The sequence below is a fragment of the Actinomyces sp. MRS3W genome (genome assembly GCF_032465695.1).
Classification (GTDB): Bacteria; Actinomycetota; Actinomycetes; order Actinomycetales; family Actinomycetaceae; genus Actinomyces.
On record NZ_JAWDJJ010000163.1, the window covers coordinates 1 to 19,258 of the forward strand.

Here is a 19,258-nt window from a genome sequence, read left to right on the forward strand (position 1 = left end):
GGCACGTCCCAGGCGGGGAAGGTGACCTCGCCCCGACGAGCACGGCGACGCCGGGTGGGGCGGGCCGCCGCGGAGGCGCGGTGACGACGAAGGAACTCCTTGACGCCCGCGGCTCCCCCGTGGCGGGCATGCCACAGGGCCTTGCGGGCGGTACGGACCAGGTCACTCACAGAGCTCATCTTCGCCGAGGCGCACCGCAGCCGCATCCGGAATCACCGTATCGATCCAAGCGCAGATCGCGTCCAGGCTCTGGCGGAGGGGCTCGGGGTCCACGGCGGGGTGCGCCGTCGTCGCCCCGCCCGGCAGAGCGCCGCTCGGCTGCCCCGCCGCCAGCAGCTGGGCGACATGCGCGCGTGCCTCGTCCTGAGTACGGGCGACGGGCAGGCCCGAGTCATTCGGCCAGTCCCGGTAAAAGCCCCGCTCCCGGTCCCGGTAGTCCTCCAGGTCCGGCACGTACAGAACGGCGGGGCGCCCGGTCAGTTCCCAGTCGAAGATCACCGAGGAATAGTCGGTGACCAGCAGGTCGGCGGCCAGCATGAGTGCCTCCAGACTCGCATGCCGACTCACGTCGATAACCCGGTCGCTGCGCTCGTGCAGCTGGTTCATGTGGTGGCTGCGCAGCAGCACGACCGCGCCGGTAGCGCGGGCCAGGGCGCCCGCGTCCAGGAGGGCCGGGCCGGCGTCGGCGCGGCGCAGGGACTCCCTCCAGGTCGGGGCGTACAGGACCACCGCCTCGTCCGCGCCAATGCCGAGTTCCGTGCGCGTTCGCGACGCCGTCGTCTCCCCGCCGAGCAGGCCGACGTTGCGCGGCTGCTCGCCCACCAGCACCGGCCCGGCATACCCCAGGGCGCGCCGCAGGGTTTGTGCGGCGGCGTCGCTCTGGGCTAGCAGCAGGTCCCACTGGGGGACCTGTCGAGCCATGAGCCGACGGTAGGGCAGGGTGGTTGAGGCGCGCGGGGCGTCGTGAAGTAGGTGCTTGATGGGGGTGCCGTGCCAGGTTTGCAGGAGGCTCTGCCCGGGCTGTTTGGAGAACCAGTGGGGCAGGTTGTCATTGATCACCAGCAAGCGGGCCGTGCGCAGGGCCCGGAACCACTCCGGGGTGCCGACGACCAGCGGCGTCGCGCCGTCGGGCACAGGCACGCTCCCGTCCTGCACGGACACCCACAACGGCACTTCGGTACCGCGCCGGATGAGCTCGTCACGAATGGCACCGGGGTTGTCGCCGGCGGACTTACCGCCGAAGGTCTCGAAGAAAACGCCTCGCACGAGCGGGCCCCAGTCCTGCTCGATGAGCACTCGCCGCCCGTAGTGCGAGCGATGCTGCGGGGCCACCGGGGCGATGACGCTGAGGGCCAGGCTGCCGTCCGACTGAGGACGCAGGCGCACGTGCCGGACGGGGCCGGTCAGTTCGGTTGGGGGTCCGTCCAGGGCCGGGCCGGTAGCGCAGCGTCCCTCGGCGTCGGCGGTGCGCCAGTGCAGCGAGTATCCGCCGGAGCGGACGACGGAGTCGGCCAGGTCCAGCGTCGCGCTCCAGCCGTCGTCGGCGGCGGTGACGGCCAGCGGGGTGAATGCACGGGAGGAGCGCAGGTGGATGGTGGGAGTCGCATGGTCGGGGGCCGTGCCGTGCAGCACCAGTCGGGCACCGTCCACGACGGCGGAGTCGACCACCACCCCGCCGCGTACAGACGGCTGGGTGGGGCCGGGGCGGATGAGCAGTCCCCGCGCATCGGCGTCGATGCTCCAGCGCGGGGCCGCCCCGCCCGGGGCGACGCCCGTGAGAGGTGCCGCGGTAGCCGACTGCGGCGGGCGGGAACCCAAGGGCGGTGGCAGTGGCTCGGTCAGTACCCGTTCCCCGATCCGCATCCGCAGGATCGCCTGCCAACGCCGGCTGGGGGCGCCACGCAGGTCGAGGGTGGCGCGGTAGCCCGCACCGGTGTAGGTGCGCCAGGGGTCGGCTGCGTCGAGGTCCGCCTCGGCGGCGTCGGCGCGTTCGACGACGGCGTGTACGACCGGAGCGGGCGTCGCGTGCGCGTCGATGACGGGTGGACTGTCCTGGGCTGCGGTCAGGATGATCTCGGGTGCGGGCAGGGTCTCGGGGGCGAGTCCGGGCATGTACGCCCAGCCGGTGAATGTGAGGCGGTCGGTGCCGGTCCAGCGGCATTCGCGCAACACCTGGCGGACGCACAGGTCCGCGTCGCTCACCGATGTGATCGCGGCGGGCACCGGCGCGAGGCGGGTCAGCACCGGCGGCGCGGCGCGCAGCACCGACGCGTCGAAGACGAGCGGGACGGCGGTGGTGTCCTCGTAGCGGGAGGCGATGACCTCGAACAGGTCGCTGGCGGTCCCGTTGCCCAGGACCCACAGGAGCAGGCGGTCGGGCAGGGGCAGCGCCGACCATAGCGGTGCTGCGGCGTCGGGCAGGAGTTCGCGGGCGACGGCTCGCAGCTGGGACACTGCGGCATCGGGCTGCGTGGGTGCGCCGAGGGCCAGGTCGATCAAGGCGCGATAGTGCAGGCCGCCGAGCAGTGAGGCGTCCTGGTCGGCGAGCGACTGCCGATCCGTGGCGACGGTGCCCTGGAGGGCGTTGAGCTGCTCACCCCAGGTCGGGGACTCAGCCCGCCCGGTTTGCGCGGTGAGGACCAAGTCCTGGGGCTCAACCAGAATCTCGTCGGCGGTGGCCACGACCCGAAGCGCAAGAGCACGGGCAGCCGCAGCCGGGCTCGCGCAAACGGCGCCTGGAAAAGCATCCGGAGCATCGGGCCGGGATGGGCTCGAGTTCGCGGGCGTGCTCAGGTCGGCCGCAGCGGCGAGCCAGGCCCGCGTCGGCGCGACGACCCGGGCGGGGTTAAAGGCGTCCAGTAGCGTCGGCTCCGCCATGAGCCCTGGCAGGCGGCGTCGGGGCGGGATTTGGCGCCGGGGCCCCTGAGCGAGCGGTCGCGCACCGCCCACGTGGACTGCGCCGTCGCCAGGCACCTGCGCGTAACCGTCCCGAGCGGCCGCGTCCGCCGCACAGACGATGGTGAGGGCACTCCCCCGCGCCGAACGCAGGGCCGCCATCAGCTCGCTGCCGCCCATCCGAATGCGGCGGTTGCGACGTGCCAGGGAGGCCAGTGCGTCACGCTCGGCCGGCGAGCAGTCCGCCGCAACCAGCGCGATGATGTCGATCTCCGGGAGCTGCTGGTTGAGCAAGGAGCGGACGACGCGCTCCACGTGAGCATCCGCGCCGACGATGAGAACCACGCTCAGAGCCGGGCGGCGCCGACGTCGAGTCAGCGCGTGCACGGCGTTTCGGATCCCCATGGCGACGTTGCCCGATGTTCGCGTTGCGTGACTCAGCGCCAGATGCCGCGCGTGTCGATGATGCGCTTGCCGGCCAGTAGTGAACGGTCGAGCGCCTTGAACTGGCGGTGGTCGACCAACAGCACGATCACGTCCGCGCGGGCAATGGCCTCCGAAAAGTCGACCAGTTCAACATTGGCGGCGTCGGCTAGCGCGGCGGGCAGAGCGGAAATATTCGGCTCCGCCACCAACACCCTCGCCCCAGGCAGGCGGGCCACGTCACGCGTAATCTCCACCGCCGGCGACTGACGCAAATCATCAATGTCTGCCTTGAAGGCCAACCCCAGCGCCGCGATGGTCGGCGCCGCCATACCGGCCACCGCCTGCCGCACTCGCTCCACCACCTGCAACGGCTTGGAATCATTGACCTCCCGAGCGGTGCGAATGAGCCGCGCCTCCTGCGGCGCCGCCGAGACGATGAACCACGGATCCACGGCGATGCAGTGACCGCCCACACCCGGACCCGGCTGCAAAATATTGACGCGCGGATGCAGATTGGCCAACTCGATGAGCTCCCAGACATCAATCCCGAACTTCTCCGAGATGAGGGACAGCTCGTTGGCGAAGGCGATGTTGACGTCCCGGAAGGAGTTCTCCGTCAGCTTGACCATCTCCGCCGTCCGCGCGTCCGTCAGCCGCAGGTCCCCCTTGCAGAACAAGGCGTAAACATCCCGGGCCATCTGCGCCGCCTGCGGGCTCACCCCGCCGATAATCCGTGAGTTCGTCACCAACTCGGCCATGACCCGCCCCGGCAGCACCCGCTCCGGACAGTATGCGAAATGAACCACCGGCCTGCCGTCACCGTCGTCTCGGGACAGGTCGGGCCGGGCCCCGAGGATCACATCCGCCACATGCTCGGTAGCCCCAACGGGCGAGGTCGACTCAAGGATGACCAGCTCACCGCCGACCAGCTGCGGGGCGATCCCCTCCGCAGCCGCCTCCACATACGACAGGTCCGGCTCATGGTCGCCTTTGAAGGGCGTTGGCACCGCCACGATGTAGACGTCCGCGTGCGGCGTCTCACGCTGGGCCCGCAGCCGACCGCTGGCCACAACGTCGGTCACGACCTCCCCCAGGTCGGGTTCAACGAACGGCAACTCGCCCCGATTCACGGCGTCCACGTGCCGCGCGGACACATCCACGCCCACAACGTCGGCTCCAGCGCGCGCCAGCACCGCCGCCGTCGGCAACCCGATGTATCCGAGTCCGATCACGCAAATCGCCGTCATGGGCGGACCATCTCCTCAACATCACGACCGCAGCCAGCGGGGAGTCCTGGCCATCCGGTTTCGTACAGACTAGACGATTTCGCCCCACCACTCGACGTCATGGACGGGCCGGGCCTTCTCCGATGCCCTGCTCCGGAGCCGGCCGGGCACCATCAACACGATGCTTGTCCCAAAGACACGAGTTTTGGAGTGCAGATCCCACCGGCTCGGCGCCGCCGCGCGGATGCAGCGCAGGCGTCAGTTCACTGTGGCCGGGAGTAGATCGACGGCTTCGGGGTTGTCGGCCAGGTAGTCATCGACCTCATCGTTCTGGAAGGCCTCGAACAAGGGCGCATCGGCTTCGGCGTCGAGAATGACGATCGACTGGCCGTCGGAGCTTGTGCCCGTGCCCGTGGTGGGGACGGTCATGAAGTTGATGTCCGTGGAATGAATGCCCCGCACGTCCGCCGCCAGGGACTGCATCTCATCAATGGTGAAGCCCTCGTCCACGGCCAGGTTCTCGGTGACCGTGGTGAGGAAGGACAGCAGTTTCGAGGGGTTGGTCAGAATCCCGTTGTTGAGCACGGAGCCGACCATGGCCCGCATCCACGCCTGCTGCCGGTTGACGCGGTCAAAGTCGCCGCCCGGCAGGCTCTTGCGCTCGCGCGCGTAGGCGAGTGCCTGCTCGCCGTTGAGGAGCTGTGCGCCGGTGTTGAACTCGGTGCCGGCGAGCGTCTGGGCGGTCTTGAGGTTGATGGTGACGCCGCCGATCGCGTCTGTGATCGCGGCGAAGGACTCGAAGTCCGCCACCACGAAGTGATCGATGCGCACGCCGGTGAGCTGCTCGACGGTCTGAATGGTCAGGCTCGGGCCGCCGTAGGAGAAGGCCGCGTTGATCTTGTTGTCCCCGTAGCCGGGGATCTCCACCCAGGAGTCGCGCGGTATCGACATGACGGAGACGTCGTCGTGGTCGCCGCTGATCTGCACGAGCATGATCGCGTCGGTGCGTTGGGCGCCGGCCTCCCACTGGTTGGGGTCGCCGGCGCTGATGCGCGAGTCGGAGCCGAGCAGCAGGATGTTGGTGGCCGGGTTCTCGGCGTCCTGCTCCGGCGCACGGGCGGAGGAGTCAATGGAGGCGAATGGGTCGGCGATCGTCTCGATGTTGGAGGACAGGCGCCCGCGCAGCCACAGGCCCCCTGCCGCCGTGGCGAGGACGAGCACGAGCACGACGGCGAGCACGGAGATCAGCGCAATGCGCCAGCGGCGTCCGGTGCGGCGCCCAGTGCCGCCTTTGCCGGCGGCCGGGGTAGTTGTCCCGACGCCGCCGAGTACATCGTCCAAGGGGGCGGCGTCATCCCCCGTGCGCTGCTCGTTATCGCTCATAGCTCAATCTGACCACACCGTGATCGGCGACGCGGGGAGCTGGCCCCGAGATCCCATCACAAGCAGGTTGCGACGTCAGGCCAGACGGTACATCCAGTCATAGGGGTCCTCCAGACGCCCGTACTGGATGCCGGTGAGCCGGTCATAGATCTCGTGGGTGACCTCGCTGCCCTCGATGGCGACGTCGAAGTCCTTGCCCTTGAGCCTGCCCAGGGGGACGACGACGGCGGCGGTGCCGCAGGCGAAGACTTCCCGCACCTTGCCGGAGTCGATGTCCTCCAGCAGACGCTCGAGCGGAATGGTCTCCTCGACCACACGGCGGCCGGCGTCCTGCAGCAGACGGATGATGGCGCTGCGCGTGTTGCCCTCCAGAATGGTGCCGGTCAGGCGCGGGGTGCGCACGGTGCCGTCGGCGTCGACGATCATGAGGTTCATGCCGCCGAGCTCTTCGAGGTTCTTCTCGGTGACGTCGTCGAGGAAGCAGACCTGGTCGCAGCCCTGCGCGGCGGCCTCCTGCTGCGGCAGCAGCGAGGAGGCGTAGTTGCCGCCGGTCTTGGCGAAGCCGGTGCCGCCGCGTCCCGCCCGGTGGTAATCCTGGGCGACCCAGATGGAGATGGGCTGCAGGCCGTGAGTGAAGTAGGCGCCCGACGGCGAGGCGATGACGTAGTAGTCAATGGTGTCGGCGGCGTGTACACCGAGGAACGCCTCGGAGGCGAAGGCGTAGGGACGCAGGTAGAGCGACTCCCCCTCACCGGAGGGCACCCAGGCCTCATCGGTGCGTACCAGATCCACCAGCGAGGCGATGAAGTCCTCCTCGGGCAGCTCCGGAACAGCCATGCGCCGGGCGGAGAGGTTGAGCCGGGCGGCGTTGTAACGGGGCCGGAAGGTCCACACCGACCCGTCGGCGTGGCGGTAAGCCTTGATGCCCTCGAAGATCTCCTGCGCGTAATGGAGGACGGCGGCGGCGGGCGACAGGGTCAGGTCGCCGAAGGGGATGATGGCGTGGTCTGTCCAGCCTCCCGTGCGGGTCCAGCGGGCGTGGGCCATGTGGTCGGTGAAGACCCGGCCGAAGTGGAGGTCGGTCAGCGCCTGGGCGCGCTCGGCGTCGGTGGCCGGGTGCGGGTTCGCGGCGAGGGCAAAGCGGCCGGCAAGTGAGTCAGCGGGAGGGACCGGTACAGCGGCGGCGCGAGCCAAAGGCGTCGTCAGCGAATCGGACGTGGATGCGGCGGCTGGGGTCTGCGACATACCGGCACTCTACCGCCGCTCCTCGAATCAGAGATTGTCCTCTCACATGCTGACTGCCAGCTCCGCGCTCTGCGCCGCTACGGATACCGCGCCCGGGCAAACGCACCGACGACGGCGTCGCCCGGGCAAGCTGGGCCTGTCTCAGGGGCGCGGCGCGGCGGTAAGGGCGGCGGTAATGGCGTCCCCGATCTCGCTGGTGGAACGCATGAGCGGGGTGTCGGCGGCGTCCGCAGCGGCCCGCGCCTCCATATCCGCATCCACCGCGGCCTCCACCCGACGGGCGGCGTCCTTCAGGCCCAGGTGGTCCAGGAGCATGGCGACGGCGGAGATGGTGGCGGTGGGGTCGGCAATGCCCTGGCCGGCGATGTCGGGGGCGGAGCCGTGGACCGGCTCGAACATGGAGGGGAACTCACCGGCCGGGTTGAGGTTGCCCGACGCGGACAGGCCGATGCCGCCGGTGATGGCGCCGGCCTCATCGGTGAGGATGTCGCCGAAGAGGTTGTCGGTGACGATGACGTCGAAGCGCTCCGGGTCGGTGACCATGTAGATGGTGGCGGCGTCGACGTGGCAGTAGTCCACGCGCACCTCGGGGTATTCGGCGCTGACGGCCTCTACCGTGCGGCGCCACAGGTGGCCGGCGTTGACGAGCACGTTGTGCTTGTGGACCAGGGTCAGGTGGTGGGCCGGGCGGGCCTGGGCGGTTTCGAAGGCGTAGCGCACCACGCGCTCCACCCCGTAGGCGGTGTTGACGCTGACCTCGGTGGCGATCTCGTGGGGCGTGCCGGTACGGACCGTGCCGCCGTTGCCGCTGTACAGGCCCTCGGTGCCCTCACGCACCACCACGAAGTCGATGTTCCCGGGGTGGGCCAGCGGGGTGGCTACGCCGGGGTAGTACTTGGAGGGACGCAGGTTGACGTAGTGGTCCAGGTCGAAGCGCAGCCGCAGCAGTAGACCGCGTTCGAGCACGCCGGAGGGGACAGACGGGTCGCCGACGGCGCCGAGCAGAATAGCGTCGTGGGCTTTAATGTCCTCCAGCTCGGCATCGGTGATCGTCTCACCGGTGCGGTGCCAGCGGTCCGCTCCCAGGTCGAAGGTGGTGGGGGCCAGCGTCACGCCTTCCCCCGCCAGGGCGGCCTCCAGCACCTTGAGGCCCTCGGGCACGACCTCCTTGCCAATGCCGTCACCGGGAATTACTGCCAGCTTGATGGTCTGCGTCATACCGCGACCTTAGGCGGATTCCGCCCCTTTCGGGAGGCCATCTCAGATATCGGCAATACGCGGCGCGCGGCGGCTCCGGCACACCATGAGTGCCGACCCCGGCGAAAATGCCGGCCCCGATGAAGAGAGCGGGCACGTCGCCCCCTACGCTTCAGCCCACCTCGGCCGCAGGCTGGGGTCGCTTGAGATAGTCCACGACGGCGCTGCGCGGCACCGACCGGACGCCGTCGTTCCCCCCTTGGGTGCGCCAGGTTCCCGCCAGCGGACGGAAATCCACACTCTGCAGCGCTTCACCGTCGTCATTGCGCGCCTGCCTGCCGACGGCGAACAGCACCTCGGCGGCGTCGGTGCATTGGAACAGGTAAGGCGAATGCGTGTTGACAATGACCTGCCGCAAGGAGTCCACGCTCGGCTTGGACAGCTCGTGCAGCAGGCAGTACAGGTTGTTGATCTTGGCGGGGTGAATCCCGTTTTCGGGTTCCTCCAGGCACAGCATGCCGTAATAGTCGGCCGAGGCGCCGATCGCAGCGAGGGTGAGAAAACGCAGCGTCCCATCCGACAGCGCCCGCGCCGGCAACTCCGGGTTATCCCCGATCTGGGCGCGCAATTCCAATGCCTGCCGCACCGAGTCCTCTTCCACGCGGAGGCTGCGGATGTCAACCAGCGCCCTCACGGTGTCGCATACGCGGGCGAACACTGCGCCGTCTTGTCCGGCGGACAGATCCTGCCGGTACAGCGTTGCCGGCACATGCGCCCCGGTGGCAGAGATCGGCCGCCGCTCCATTAAGTCGTCGGGGGTGCGCATGGCGGTGGGCTCCAGGGCCAGAAATCGCCATGAGGCCATTTCGGTGCGGGCCGCCAAAATGGTCGGATAATCGGCATTGGCGACGGCGGAGAGCACGGTACGTTGGGCGCCGCCGGCACGCACGTGGCGGGTTCGGCCGTTGGCTTCCCGATGCACCACCACCATGCCCTCCCCATGGGAGGCCTCGTAGTCCATGTAGCAGTCGCAGGAATCCTCAAGCCGGGAAGCGATGAAGCGAGCGTAGGACTGCGCTTGCGGGAAGCGGAGCCGGGCCTCCCAATCGTCCAGGGGGTGGAGGCGCTCGCCGGCCAGCCGCAGGCGGAATCCCCCGGGAATGGTCCCGTCGCGCCGCACCGCAATCTCGACCTCGTAGCGCACATAGCGGCACGACGGTGCCACCGTTTGCCCGAACTCGTCTTCTGCCCACGGCGGGAGGATCATCTCCGCCCCCAGGCGCAGGTTCTCCCTACTCTCCAGCACGTCCGCAGACAGCAGTGCGCACATGTCGAGTTGCCGCTGCGAAGTGGGGCGCACCTGGACGCAAGCGTCATGGAAAGAGCTGCAACTCAGCAGGGAGAGGAACTCGATAGCGTTTAATAGGTTGGATTTCCCCACCGCATTGGGACCGGCGATGCAGGTGAAAGGACCGAAGTCCACCGCAACGTCGACGAGATTTTTAAACCCTGTCACCTCAAAACGGGTAAGCAAGCGCCCCTCTCCTCCCTGTGATTCTCTCAGTCTATCCTCAGATTGGAGTCCAGAGGCCATTACACGGAGGCGTACCCGAAATGCGATATTGGCCGCATTGGATAACAATGCGGTTTGGGGGCGACGGCGGGACACGGTTAACGAGATATTCCGTGTACCGAATAACAATGCGACGTGGGGACGACGGGTTAATTCCATCGCCCCCACGTCGGTCCCCGGCGCTGTTATCCGGGGACGTCAGTCACAAAGTACTCAGCGCGCGGCCGAGCCCTCGGTGTAGTCCTTATCAACGTCGGCGCGCCAGGCGAACATGGAGCGCACCTCGCGGCCGGTGGCCTCGATCGGGTGCGCCTCGCCCTCGGCCCGGAGCCGCTTGAACTCCGGGGCGCCGGCCGCCTGGTCGTCCATGAAGCGCTTGGCGAAGGAACCGTCCTGGATGTCGGCCAGAACCTCCTTCATGTGCTCCTTGACGTCGGGGGTGATGACACGCGGACCGGAGACGTAGTCGCCGTACTCGGCGGTGTCCGAGCAGGACCAGCGCTGCTTGGTCAAGCCGCCCTCGTTGATGAGGTCGACGATGAGCTTGAGCTCATGGCAAACCTCGAAGTAGGCCATCTCGGGCTGGTAGCCGGCCTCGACCAGCGTTTCGAAGCCGTACTGGATGAGCTTGGACACGCCACCGCACAGCACGGTCTGCTCACCGAACAGGTCGGTCTCGGTCTCCTCGCGGAAGGTGGTCTTAATGGCACCGGCGCGGGTGCCGCCGATGGCCTTGGCGTAGGAGAGCACGAGCGGCCACGCCTGCCCGCTGGCGTCCTGCTCCACGCACACGAGCACCGGCACGCCGCGGCCGGCCTCGAACTCGCGACGCACGGTGTGGCCGGGGCCCTTGGGGGCGACCATGACGACGTCGATGTCCGCGGCGGGGGTGATGTAGCCGAAGTGGATGTTGAAGCCGTGGGAGAACAGCAGGGCGGAGCCGGACTTGATGTTGGGCTCGATCTCGGTCTTGTACAGCTCGGCCTGTACCTGGTCGGGAGCCAGGATCACGGTGACGTCGGCCCAGGCCACCGCCTCCGCGATCGGCTTGACGGTCAGCCCGGCCTCCTCGGCCTTGGCGACCGACCGGGACCCCTCGCGCAGGCCAACGACGACCTCAACGCCCGAGTCGCGCAGGTTGAGGGCGTGGGCGTGCCCCTGCGAGCCGTAGCCGACAACGGCTACCTTCTTGGACTGGATGACCGACAGGTCGGCGTCGTCGTCGTAAAACTTCTCAGCTGCCATAGTGGTTTTCTCACTTCTCCTTGAGTTGATCGGTGATGGAACGGGGACCGCGCGAAATCGCGACCGCACCGGATTGGACGATCTCCTTGACCCCGTGGGGTTTGAGGGCATCGAGGAGCGCCTGGACCTTGGAGGCCGAGCCTACTGACTCGATGACCACGGAGGTCGGGGACACGTCGACGACGTGGGCGCGGAACAGATCGACGATCTGAAGGACGGCCGTGCGGTTGGAGTCGTCGGCACGCACCTTGATGAGGTACAGCTCGCGGCCCACCGACGTGTCCGGGTCGAGCTCGACAATCTTGATGACGTTGACGAGTTTGTTGAGCTGCTTGGTCACCTGCTCCATAGCCGGCCCTTCGGCGTCGGCAATCACCGTGATGCGCGAGATGTCCTCGTGCTCGGTGGGGCCGACGGCCAGGGAATGGATGTTGAAGCCACGGCGGGTGAACAGGGCCGACACGCGCGTGAGCACGCCGGGCTTGTTCTCCACCAGGACGGACAGCGTGTGCTTCTCGCTCACGGTCTCACTCCTCCTCCCACGCCGGGCTCATGCCCCGCGCATGCTGAATCTCGTCGTTGGACACGCCCGCGGCGACCATGGGCCACACCTGGGCATCGGCGGACACGATGAAGTCAATGACGACCGGCCGGTCGTTGATGGCGTTCGCCTGGGCAATGACGTCGTCGACGTCCTCCAGCCGCTCGCAGCGCAGCCCGACCGCCCCGCAGGCCTCCGCGAGCCGCACGAAGTCGGGGATGCGTTCGGTTCCGGCGCCGGTGTGCAGGTCGGTGTTGGAGTAGCGCTCCCCGTAGAAGAGGGTCTGCCACTGGCGCACCATGCCCAGGGACGAGTTGTTGATGATCGCCACCTTGATGGGGATGTTGTTGAGCGAGCAAGTGGCCAGCTCCTGGTTGGTCATCTGGAAGCAGCCGTCGCCGTCGATGAGCCACACCGGCCGGTCGGGGCAGGCCTCCTTCGCCCCCATGGCGGCGGGAACGCCGTAGCCCATGGTGCCGGCGCCGGCGGAGGTGAGCCAGGAACGCGGCTGGTTGAAGTGCAGGTAGTGGGCCGCCCACATCTGGTGCTGGCCGACGCCGGTCACCCAGATGGTGTCCTCGCTCGCCGCCTTGTCCAGGTGGGTGATGACCTCCTGGGGCTGGAGCAGACCGTCGTCGGTATCGGTCCAGTCGGTGGGGTAGGTGGCGCGAATGTGCGCGACCTCGGTGAGCCACTGGTCGATCTCGGCGCGCGGCTCGGCGGCGAACTGCTCGCGGCAGGCCGCCGTCAGCGCGGGGACGACGTCCTTGAGGTCGCCCACGATGGGGATGTCGGCGGTGCGGATCTTGGAGATCTCGGCCGGGTCGATGTCCACGTGGATGACGGCGGCGTGCCGGGCGAAGGTGTCCGGCTTGCCGGTGACGCGGTCATCGAAGCGGGCACCGAGCGTGATGATGAGGTCGGAGCGCTGCAGGGCACCGACGGCGGCGACGGTCCCGTGCATACCCGGCATGCCCAGGTTGAGCGGGTGGTTGGTGGGCAGCACGTCCAGGGCGGTGAGCGTCGTCGTGAACGGGGCGCCGATGAGCTCAACCAGCTCGGTCAGCTGCTCAACCGGGACGCCGGCGCGGTTCAGTCCGCCCCCGAGGTAGAAGACGGGGCGCTCGGCGGAGGCGATGGCCTCGGCCGCCTGGGCGATGCGCCGCTGGTTGGGTCTGCCGGGCAGGTTGTAGCCGGGCAGGTCCATGCGCGGGGGCCAGTGGAACTCGGTCTCGCCGACCTGCGCATCCTTGGTGAAGTCGAGCAGCACCGGGCCGGGGCGGCCAGTGGAGGCCAGATGGAAGGCCTCGGCGACCCGGCTGGGAATCTCGTCGGGCGAGGTGACCAGGAAGGAGTGCTTGACGAACGGCATGGTCGACCCGATGATGTCCGCCTCCTGGAAGGCGTCGGTGCCGATCGCGGTGGAGCCGACCTGCCCGGTGATGGCGACCATGGGCACGGAGTCCATATGCGCGTCCCCGATGGCGGTGACCAGGTTGGTGGCACCGGGCCCGGAGGTCGCCACACATACGCCGACTCGCCCGGTGGCCATGGCGTAGCCCTCGGCGGCATGCCCGGCTCCCTGCTCGTGGCGCACGAGCACGTGGCGGATCTTCTCGCTGGCGAGCAGCGGGTCGTAGAAGGGGAGAATGGCACCCCCGGGCATGCCGAAGATGTCGGTAACGCCGATCTCCTCCAGGGAACGCACGAGCGCCTGAGCACCCGTCATTACTTGTCGGTCCTGGTCCGAGGACCCTCTGTCACGAACCATCGTCCGCCCTCCTATCCGTGAGATCCGCGTGGTGGTCCGGCCCTCTGGCCGGATGAGATGAACCGTATGCCGCCCACGTGACCGGAGTCGATTCCGCCGCCCGTGGTCTCACATCGTGGAATCACGGACTGGCATGGCGCGTGTTAGACGTCTCTCGCTGGCGCGGCCTTTAGTCCGCCCGACGCCGTCAGCGGGGATGACACACTACTGTCGTCACTCGTTCATCAACTCTGCTGCGGCAAACGGATGTGCCGCCGGATTGGACAACTGGAAAGGCAGCGCTCGCCCGTGGTCACCGGACTACTCAACGCCCTGGCCGATAATCCCGTTCTCACACTGTTCCTCCTCGTCGGCATCGGCATGCTGGTGGGCCGTATCAAGGCCGGGGGCGTCAGCCTCGGGGCAGCAGCGGTGCTCTTCGCCGGGATCATCCTGGCCGCCTGGGGGATCGCCGAGGGCATCGTCATTGAAATTCCGCCCCAGCTGGGAACTCTCGGCCTGACGCTCTTCACCTTCGCAATCGGGGTGCAGTCCGGCCCCAACTTCTTCCACGTGCTGCGCACCGCCGCCGGACCGCTGGCGATCATGCTCGCCGTGCTCGTGGTAGGTGCTGGAGCCGGTCTGGGCGTAGGCCGCGCCCTGGGCATGGATCCGGCGATGATCGCCGGTACCTTCGCAGGCGCCGTCACCAACACTCCCGCCCTGGCCGCTGCGGGCAATGCTGCGGCCGTCGCCGGTAACCCCGACGGTGTCGCCATCGCCACCGTCGGCTACGCCGTCGCCTACCTGTACGGCGTCATCGGCATGCTGTTCTTCTGCCTGCTGGCTCTGCGCTACCGCCGCTCCGACAAGGACGCCCCCTCCCCCCTCATCAACCGCACGGTGCGCGTGGAGCGCGAGGACGCCCCGGAGCTCGGCGACATCGCCGAGCGCGTCGGCGGGGAGATGAAGTTCTCGCGCCTGCGTCGCGGCGAGACCGGCCCGATCACCCGTCCGTCACGGACCGACAAGATCTACAAGGACGACCTCGTCACCGTCGTCGGCACCCAGGACGCCGTCAACCAGGTCATCCACGAACTCGGCCACTCCTCCTCTCACTCCCTCATTGAGGACCGTAAGTTCCTCGACTTCCGTCGCATCACCGTCTCCGACCCCAAGCTGGCCGGCCGCACCGTCGCCGAGCTCGACGTCGACAGCAAGTTCGGCGCCACCATCTCCCGCGTGCGCCGCGGCGACGTCGACATGGTGGGGACTCCGGACCTGGTGCTGCAGCAGGGCGACCGCGTTCGCGTCGTCGCCCCCACGGGCCGCATGGCCGAGATCTCCAAGTTCTTCGGCGACTCCGCCCACGGGCTGTCCTCCATCAACCCGGTCGCCATGGGGCTGGGTATGGCCGTCGGCATCATCATCGGTGAGTGGGCGATCCCGCTGCCCGGCGGCTCTACCTTCTCCATCGGCGCTGCGGCCGGTACCCTCATCGTCGGCCTCATCTTCGGCCGCATCGGCCGGATCAAGGGCTTTGTGACGGCCATGCCGTTCACCGCCACGGCGGTGCTCTCCGAGCTGGGACTGCTGGTGTTCCTGGCCCAGGCCGGCACGCGCGCCGGCGGGCAGATCGCCAACGCATTCTCCGGCGGTGACTGGTGGAAGATCCTCGTCACCGGATTCGTCATCACCACGATCGTGGGCTTCGGGATGTACGCGTCCATGCGCTGGATCGTCAAGATGGGCGGCACGCGCCTGTCCGGTCTGCTCGGCGGCCTGCAGACGCAGCCGGCGGTCCTGGCCTTCGCCAACGAGCGCACCGGCGCCGACCCGCGCGTGACCCTCGGCTACGCCATGGTTTACCCGGTGGCCATGATCGTGAAGATCTTCATCGCCCAGTTCCTCGGCGGGTTGTGACCGCACGGAGTAAGCAATGGGAAGGGCCCGGGCCGGTGTACTCATCGGCTCGGGCCCTTCGCGTTGGACCACCTACCCGCGGTTGGACCACCTACCAGCGGTTGGACCACCTGAGAACGCGTCTGGGACGGTCCATCCGCGCTTAGGCAGTCCAAGCGCGCAATAACGGTCCAACTGGAGTCAGCACAGACCTCTCAATACGCAGCCGCCGTCCTTCGCCCCACGCCGGGCTACCTGCTCAACGGATCGTGGTCGTTGTCAGCGGCCGGAGCTCACCAATAACGCCGGGTTCACAGAAAAACGCGGGTGCCAGCCGGGCATAAGCCTCCTCGATGGGGAGACTGCTCAACTCCCTATGGATCGCGATGACGTCGATCTTCCCGAAGAGGAAGGTTTCACCTCCGTCGAACTCAACACTCTTGACCAGATGGCACTCCATATATGCCGGGCATTCGCGCAGATGCGGCACGCCACTGGTCCGTACCCCATCCAGAGAAAGACCCGAAGCTCGCAAGCGGAACTCCCTGGGAGCATCTGCAACCTGTGCTGCCCGCCCCGCCTGTTCCGCCGTCGGGAAGTTGATGGTGAACATGCCGGTCGCCGTTGCATTGGTATATGTCTGATGCTGCCGACTGCACCCGAATCCGATGATCGGCCCGTGGAAGGCAGCCATAGACACCCAGCTCTTGGGCGCCAGGTTCACCTCGCCCGCATCGCTGCGCGTCGTCACGTAGACGATCTGTCCGGCTAGCGGGGACGGATGCCACTGCCACTTGTCGGTCGGCAACTGGCAGAACGGGGAGACGGAGTCAGTACAGCCCATGGCATCAGGGTACGGTGACGTTACTTGCGACGATGGTGCACAAAAGCACACTCAATGCCAACAAGGACAGGAACGGCACTCGGAGACCGGAACACGAGCACCTCTCGAGCATGCGGGGTAACCGTTGAGGACGCTCCTGAACCGGCGAGAACGCGGGCCTGGGGAGCGTCCTCGAGGGCTACCCGACGTCGTCGGGGGCTACCCCGCGTGCTCAGGCCGCCTCACCCCACCCAGCCGAAAACACCGGGAACACAACAACTCACCTCAAGCACCGCCGTTACGCCGATCATCCGCCGATAACCCCGATTGTGCCCCGGGCCGGGCGCAACACTGTCGCAAATCGGCACAAACGGCGCTGAAGTAGCGGAGCACGGCGCCCAAATCGTTGGAATCCCGCGGCCCGTCAGGCGCCTCCCGGGAGCGCCAACGTCGTTTGTGCCACATTCAGACATTCGCGCATCGATATCCCGACAGGTCCCACCAGAGCGCCCAACGCCTCACCGGCGGGGCGCGAAACATTCCGAGTGGAGCTAGGGGGATTCGAACCCCCGACCTCTTCCATGCCATGGAAGCGCGCTACCAACTGCGCCATAGCCCCTTGCGGGTAACCTGGTCCACCGCGGAGTGCGGTGGTGGTCGTGGAGCTAGGGGGATTCGAACCCCCGACCTCTTCCATGCCATGGAAGCGCGCTACCAACTGCGCCATAGCCCCGTGCGGGTGTCACCCTCATGGGCAACGCCCAAACTCTACGGAGTCTGACCCGCCCCAGGCAAATCAAAATCGCGTGCCGTGCCTCACCCGCCGGCCGGCAGCGTCCCCGCGGCGCTCGTCGTCGCCACCGGCGTCGCCGCCGCCACCAGCGCCGTCGTCGCCGCTGCCGTCACTGCACGTTCCACTCGGCCAGCATCCAACCGGGAACCCGCTCCCCCGGCACGATCACCCCGTGGTGGCAGTTGTCCAGCCCGCGCAGCCCGAACCAGCTGGTCGGCTCGATCCCCAGCAGGTCGGTAGCGCCAAGCGTCAGCGCGGAACCGTGAGACACCACCACGATCGTACGGTCGGCGTCGCTGAGCGGAGTCTCCTCCAGGATCCGCCGCAGTGTGCCTCCCATGCGAGCAGACACCGCCCGGCGCGTCTCCACACCGATCCCGGCGGGTTCCTCACCGCGACGCCAGGCGGCGTACTCCTCGGGCCAGCCGGCCTCCATCTCGGTGCGAGACATTCCCTCCCAGCGACCAAAGGAGCGCTCGAGCAAACCCTCGTCGAACTCGACCTCGACTCCGGTCAGGTCGGCGAGCGCACGCGCGGTGTCCCGTGCCCGCGCCAGCGGGGAGGAGACGATCCGCACCGGGTTCAAAGCGGCCAGCCCCGGCGCTGCGGCCCGGGCCTGCTCACGGCCCACGGCATTGAGAGGAATATCAACGCGCCCCTGCACGCGCATGCCAGCGTTGTAGTCGGTCTGGCCGTGCCGCCACAGGATCAGTTTCGTGCTCATGTTCTCGGCGCTCAGTCCTCGGCGGAGACGGTCTGGAAGTCGGGAAGCGTCACCAGCGGGCAGTCCTTCCACAGCCGTTCCAGCCCGTAGTACTCGCGGTCTTCGGCCTGCAGCACGTGCACCACGACGTCGGCGTAGTCGATGAGCACCCACCGGGCCTCCTCGAGACCCTCCCGCGCCCGACTCTTGGCCCCCGCTTTATACATGGCCTCATCCACCGCGTCGACGACGGCGCGCACCTGGCGGTCATTGGCGGCGGACACGATGAGGAAGACGTCGGTGAAGGCCAGGCGCTCAGACACATCGATGGCGACGATGTCCTCCGCCTTCTTCTCCGAGGCGGCGCGGGCCGCGGTGACGGCCAACTCGACGGCGTGTTCAGTAGCGGGCACGGGGCTCCTTCTGCAGCAGATACATCGGTATGTCGGCTAGGCCGACAACTTTACGGGTCAGCCTACGACCCGATGCACGCGCGCGTACGAGTGTGGCCAACCCGACGCGCGCCGCTCAGCTGAGCAGTTGGGTTAAGTCGTCGACCACCTGCGGCAGGAGGGACTGCGGCAGGGCGGAGTTGGTCCCGCTGTTGAGCAGGTACCACACGATAGCGAGCACAACCAGCGCAATCACCACGGCCAGCAGGATGATGAGCAGGGTACGCCCCACCCGCGAGCCGCCCTCGCCGGCCTGTTCCTGCGCTTCTTCCACTGCGGCGGACGGCGCCTCCGCCGCGGCATCCTGCGACTGCGCCGATTCCTGGACAGGAGCGGGCTGCTGGTCCTGTGCCGGCTCCTGCTCATCGGAGGTGTCGGCATCCGGCGCCGTGGCCTCTGCGGCGGCATTCGGGGTCGACGACGTGGACAGGGCGGGCCACTGCGGGTTCTCAATGCCACCGAAGGCGCTCGCGTCCTCCGCCTGGTCATCTTCTCCCTGCGGGGCGGATGAGTCCGCGTCTGGCTGAATGACCGGCTGCACCGCGCTTAGCTCGCCCGTATCCGCATCCACCGTGCGCACTCCCTGAGCGCCGGCAGGAATCCGGACAATCGGGCGACGCGCTGGCACCGGGGCCGCCTCGGCGGTCTCCTCCGACGCCGAAACGTCAGCCGCGGCATCGGCGTCGGCCGACTCCGCCGGGGACTCAGCAGCGGGCTCCTCGGCCTCCTGACGCGGGAGCTCACCGGTGCTCGCAGTGTCGGCACCGTCGGCGCTGCCGCCGGCCACCTCCGGCTGCTCAGCGTCCGCGCCATCCGCCGGCGTCATTTCCTCGGGAGCGGCGCCGGTCTCATCCGCGGCGGCCATGCGATGGCGGAGGGAACGGCGGGTAGGAGTCGTGGCGGCGGGCTGCGCCTGGGCGTCCGCCGGAGCCTCGACGGCGTCCAGCACGCCGGTGGGAAGCTCAGAAATCTCCGACATCTGCTCGTCGGTCAGGCTCGTGTCCGCAACCTGCGGCGACGCGGCGCTGGACGTTCCCATCGGAGGGGTGGCGTCCGCAGAGCTCTCCTGCGGGGACGGGGCGGGCGCAGACGGCGACGCCGCAG

Annotated in this window: 13 protein-coding genes, 2 tRNA genes and 1 pseudogene; 1 reads left to right on the forward strand and 15 read right to left on the reverse strand. The window is 68.2% G+C overall.

What is annotated here, in order from left to right; genetic code table 11:
• Positions 1–162: 162 nt before the first annotated feature.
• The 9 genes from RWX45_RS05810 to RWX45_RS05850 form a co-directional block, all read right to left on the reverse strand.
• Entirely contained in the window at positions 163–3,300 is a 3,138-nt protein-coding gene (locus RWX45_RS05810) for a CDP-glycerol glycerophosphotransferase family protein (protein ID WP_316022823.1), read from the reverse strand.
• A gap of 32 nt (positions 3,301–3,332) precedes the next feature.
• Entirely contained in the window at positions 3,333–4,568 is a 1,236-nt protein-coding gene (gene wecC, locus RWX45_RS05815) for a UDP-N-acetyl-D-mannosamine dehydrogenase (RefSeq protein WP_316022824.1), read from the reverse strand.
• Between the two features lie 237 nt (positions 4,569–4,805).
• The gene (locus RWX45_RS05820; RefSeq protein WP_316022825.1) at positions 4,806–5,930 is read right to left on the reverse strand and encodes an LCP family protein; all 1,125 of its coding nucleotides are present in this window, start codon (positions 5,928–5,930) and stop codon (positions 4,806–4,808) included.
• A gap of 75 nt (positions 5,931–6,005) precedes the next feature.
• Positions 6,006–7,175, reverse strand: a complete 1,170-nt coding sequence (locus RWX45_RS05825; RefSeq protein WP_316022826.1) for a branched-chain amino acid aminotransferase — start codon at positions 7,173–7,175, stop codon at positions 6,006–6,008.
• Positions 7,176–7,316: 141 nt separating this feature from the next.
• Positions 7,317–8,393 carry a 3-isopropylmalate dehydrogenase gene (locus RWX45_RS05830; RefSeq protein WP_316022827.1) on the reverse strand — a complete coding sequence of 359 codons (1,077 nt, stop codon included), beginning with the start codon at positions 8,391–8,393 and terminating at the stop codon, positions 7,317–7,319.
• A gap of 151 nt (positions 8,394–8,544) precedes the next feature.
• Positions 8,545–9,888, reverse strand: coding sequence for an ATP-binding protein (locus tag RWX45_RS05835; protein WP_316022828.1), 1,344 nt, complete (start codon positions 9,886–9,888; stop codon positions 8,545–8,547).
• A 270-nt stretch (positions 9,889–10,158) separates the two neighbouring features.
• Positions 10,159–11,190, reverse strand: a complete 1,032-nt coding sequence (ilvC, locus tag RWX45_RS05840; RefSeq protein ID WP_316022829.1) for a ketol-acid reductoisomerase — start codon at positions 11,188–11,190, stop codon at positions 10,159–10,161.
• A 10-nt stretch (positions 11,191–11,200) separates the two neighbouring features.
• Positions 11,201–11,713, reverse strand: a complete 513-nt coding sequence (ilvN, locus tag RWX45_RS05845; RefSeq protein ID WP_316022830.1) for an acetolactate synthase small subunit — start codon at positions 11,711–11,713, stop codon at positions 11,201–11,203.
• A 4-nt stretch (positions 11,714–11,717) separates the two neighbouring features.
• Positions 11,718–13,502, reverse strand: coding sequence for an acetolactate synthase large subunit (locus RWX45_RS05850; protein ID WP_316022831.1), 1,785 nt, complete (start codon positions 13,500–13,502; stop codon positions 11,718–11,720).
• A 288-nt stretch (positions 13,503–13,790) separates the two neighbouring features.
• Between RWX45_RS05850 and RWX45_RS05855 the strand changes: the two genes are divergently transcribed.
• Positions 13,791–15,404 carry an aspartate:alanine exchanger family transporter gene (locus RWX45_RS05855; protein WP_410050684.1) on the forward strand — a complete coding sequence of 538 codons (1,614 nt, stop codon included), beginning with the start codon at positions 13,791–13,793 and terminating at the stop codon, positions 15,402–15,404.
• A 238-nt stretch (positions 15,405–15,642) separates the two neighbouring features.
• Here the strand turns inward: RWX45_RS05855 and RWX45_RS05860 are convergent, their stop codons facing one another.
• The 6 genes and pseudogenes from RWX45_RS05860 to RWX45_RS05885 all read right to left on the reverse strand — a co-directional run.
• Complete coding sequence (locus RWX45_RS05860; RefSeq protein WP_316022833.1) at positions 15,643–16,227, reverse strand: flavin reductase family protein; 585 nt, start codon at positions 16,225–16,227, stop codon at positions 15,643–15,645.
• Positions 16,228–16,752: 525 nt separating this feature from the next.
• Positions 16,753–16,825, reverse strand: a tRNA-Ala gene (locus RWX45_RS05865).
• A gap of 41 nt (positions 16,826–16,866) precedes the next feature.
• Positions 16,867–16,939: transfer RNA gene (locus tag RWX45_RS05870), tRNA-Ala, on the reverse strand.
• 169 nt (positions 16,940–17,108) lie between these two features.
• Complete coding sequence (locus RWX45_RS05875) at positions 17,109–17,723, reverse strand: histidine phosphatase family protein (protein WP_316022834.1); 615 nt, start codon at positions 17,721–17,723, stop codon at positions 17,109–17,111.
• An 11-nt stretch (positions 17,724–17,734) separates the two neighbouring features.
• The gene (gene rsfS / locus RWX45_RS05880) at positions 17,735–18,115 is read right to left on the reverse strand and encodes a ribosome silencing factor (protein ID WP_316022835.1); all 381 of its coding nucleotides are present in this window, start codon (positions 18,113–18,115) and stop codon (positions 17,735–17,737) included.
• A gap of 115 nt (positions 18,116–18,230) precedes the next feature.
• Positions 18,231–19,258: pseudogene (locus RWX45_RS05885) on the reverse strand (hypothetical protein); the annotation flags it as partial.